Source organism: Mycobacterium sp. TH-M82 (genome assembly GCF_057473605.1).
In genome coordinates this window covers 1-2,797 of sequence record NZ_JBYCKY010000714.1, presented here as the reverse complement: position 1 = coordinate 2,797, position 2,797 = coordinate 1, and the positions used below count along the sequence as shown (strand labels likewise).

Here is a 2,797-nt window from a genome sequence, read left to right as displayed (position 1 = left end):
TGCAAGTACCCCAATTCGTCAACGAGGATCAAGTCCACTCTGCCATAGCGGCTTATCAGTTTGGTGAGTTGCTTGTCGTCGGCGGCTTCGACTAACTTGTTCGGGGGCATTCAGGGTGAGCACCTGGGGGTAGTGGTCCGGCACTGACGGTGAGCATTCCTGGGGTGGCGTTGCCGGCGGTTGGTTTCTGTGGTGCCGGGGCGGCATGGTGATCACGTCGTTGTAGGCGACGGCCCTCCCGGTTTCTCTTTAGGCGGAGTTTTCGGGAGGGCCGTCTGTGCGCGCTTGGAGGCGCAGTGGTCACGGTAGAGGCTGATGTCGATGTAGTCGAGCGCCGGTTGGTGGCGGGCGAGCTGAGCTGCCCGGGGTGCGGCGGCGTGCTGGCGGGCTGGGGGTGGGCCAGGCTACGACGGCTGCGCGGCTCCGACGGGCCGATGCGGTTGTGTCCTCGCCGGTCGCGGTGCACCGGCTGTGGGGTGACCCATGTGTTGTTGCCGGTGACGGCGTTGCTGCGCCGCGCGGATGCGGCCGGGGTGATCGTGTCGGCGTTGGCGGCGAAGGCGTCGCGGCGGGTGGGGTTTCGCCGGATCGCGGCCGATCTGGCTCGTCCGGTCGAAACGGTGCGTGGTTGGCTGCGTCGGTTCGCCGGGCGGGCCGAGGCGGTGCGGGCGGTGTTCACGGTGTGGCTGCGTGCGGTGGATGCCGATCCGGTGATGCCGCAGCCTGCTGGCGGCCCGATCGCCGATGCGGTGACGGCGATCGCCGCGGTCGCGGCCGCGATCACACACCGGTTTGTGCTGCCCACGGTGCCGCTGGCGGTGGCCGCGGTGGCGATCTCGGGGGGTCGATTGCTGACACCGGGTTGGCCGCCGGAGCGGGTGCAACACGAGTCGACCCTGCCGCTGGGGCCGATGCGGCCGTAATTCTGTGCGCTGTTGTGTTTTTTCCACCGACAGCAAAGGAGAACCGACGATGCTCGGCGACGACGAGGCGAAGGTGCGGGCTGAGCGGGCCTGGGCGATCGGGTTATTCCGGTATCAGTTGATCCGGGAGGCCGCCGATCCGGTGCATTCCACCAAGGAACGCGGAAAGCTGGTGCGCGAGCTGGCCGGCCGTGAACACACCGACCCGTTCGACCGGAAGGTGCAGATCAGCCGGCAGACCATAGACCGCTGGATACGGGACTGGCGTGCCGGCGGTTTCGACGCACTGGTGCCCAACCCGCGCCAGTGCACCCCCCGCACCCCGGCCGAGGTGTTGGAGCTGGCGGTGGCGCTGCGCCGGGAGAACCCCGATCGCACCGCCGCGGCGATCCGGCGAATCCTGCGCACCCAGCTGGGCTGGGCACCCGACGAACGTACCCTGCAACGCAACTTCCACCGGCTCGGGCTCATCTGCGAGACCGCTGGCGGATCAGCGGCGGTATTCGGCCGGTTCGAAGCCGAACACCCCAACGACCTGTGGACAGGAGATGCGTTGCACGGCATGGCGATCGCAGCCCGTAAAACCTATTTGTTCGCTTTCCTTGATGATCACTCCCGGCTGCTGCCGGGCTACCGGTGGGGTTATGCCGAAGACACGGTACGGCTGGCCACAGCACTGCGCCCGGCGCTGGCCGCCCGCGGCGTACCCAAGGCCGTCTACGTCGACAACGGGGCAGCCTACGTCGATCGGTGGCTGTTGCGGGCCTGCGCCAAACTCGGAATACGCCTGGTTCATTCCAAGCCCGGCCGGCCGGAAGGCCGCGGCAAGATCGAACGGTTCTTCCGCACCGTGCGCGAGCAGTTCCTGGTCGAAATCACCGGTGAGCCCGACGTGATCGGACGCCACCACGTCACCGACCTGGCCGAGTTGAACCGGCTCTTTGCCGCCTGGGTCGAAACTCAGTATCACCGGGCGACACATTCCGAGACCGGCCAAACCCCGCTGGCCCGCTGGTGTGCCGGTGACCCGATCCCGTTACCGGCACCTGAGACGCTGACCGAAGCGTTCTTGTGGGAAGAACACCGCCGCGTGACCAAGACCGCGACCGTCTCGCTGCACGGCAACACCTACGAGGTCGACCCGTCGCTGGTGGGGCGCAAGGTCGAGCTGGTCTTTGACCCGTTCGATTTGACCCGCATCGAGGTCCGTGCGGCCGGTGTGCCGATGGGGTTGGCCATCCCGCACCACATCGGGCGACATTCCCATCCCAAGGCCAAACCCGAAACCCCCACCGCACCAACAAAGCCCAGCGGAATCGACTACGCCAAGCTGATCGAGACCGCCCACCAAGCCGAAATCGCCCGCGGCGTCAACTACGCCGCCTTCACCGCAGCTGCCGACCAGATCCCCGGCCAGCTCGACCTCCTCACCGGACAGGAAGTGCAACGATGATCGATAAACTGGCCTCCTACTACGGCTTTTCCCGGATGCCGTTCGGCCGCGACCTGGCCCCCTCCATGCTGCACCGGCATGCCGCGCACAACGAAGCGGTCGCCCGCATCGGCTGGTGCGTAACCGAACGGCGCATCGGGGTGATCACCGGCGAAGTCGGCGCCGGCAAAACCGTCGCCGTGCGCGCCGCACTCGACAACCTCGACCGCAGCCGCCACACCATCATCTACCTGCCCGACCCCACCGTTGGGGTGCGCGGCATCCACCACCGCATCGTCTCCTCCCTCGGCGGGCAACCATTGACCCATCACGCCACGCTGGCACCCCAGGCCGCCGACGCACTCGCCGCCGAACGCGACGAACGGGGCCGCACCCCCGTCGTGGTCATCGAGGAAGCCCACCTGCTCGGCCACGATCAACT

The 2,797-nt window shown here is 67.5% G+C and carries 3 protein-coding genes and 1 pseudogene; 3 read left to right on the top strand and 1 reads right to left on the bottom strand.

Annotated elements, in window-relative coordinates; all coding sequences use genetic code 11:
• A pseudogene (locus tag AC2VON_RS20850) lies at positions 1 to 101 on the bottom strand (IS21-like element helper ATPase IstB); the annotation flags it as partial.
• Between the two features lie 195 nt (positions 102 to 296).
• Between AC2VON_RS20850 and AC2VON_RS20845 the strand changes: the two are divergent.
• From AC2VON_RS20845 to AC2VON_RS20835, 3 genes are all read left to right on the top strand, one after another.
• Positions 297 to 923 carry a hypothetical protein gene (locus tag AC2VON_RS20845; RefSeq protein ID WP_486954619.1) on the top strand — a complete coding sequence of 209 codons (627 nt, stop codon included), beginning with the start codon at positions 297 to 299 and terminating at the stop codon, positions 921 to 923.
• A 49-nt stretch (positions 924 to 972) separates the two neighbouring features.
• Positions 973 to 2,376: a transposase gene (locus AC2VON_RS20840; protein ID WP_486954618.1), complete on the top strand. Its 1,404-nt coding sequence runs from the start codon at positions 973 to 975 to the stop codon at positions 2,374 to 2,376.
• Positions 2,373 to 2,797, top strand: a 425-nt coding sequence (locus AC2VON_RS20835; RefSeq protein WP_486954617.1) for an AAA family ATPase, incomplete at its 3' end; no start/stop codon positions are given. The genes AC2VON_RS20840 and AC2VON_RS20835, both read left to right, overlap by 4 nt.

Coding starts and splice junctions, on each gene's coding strand:
- AC2VON_RS20840 (WP_486954618.1), top strand. CDS start 973: ATGCTCGGCGACGACGAGGCGAAGGTGCGGGCTGAGCGGGCCTGGGCG.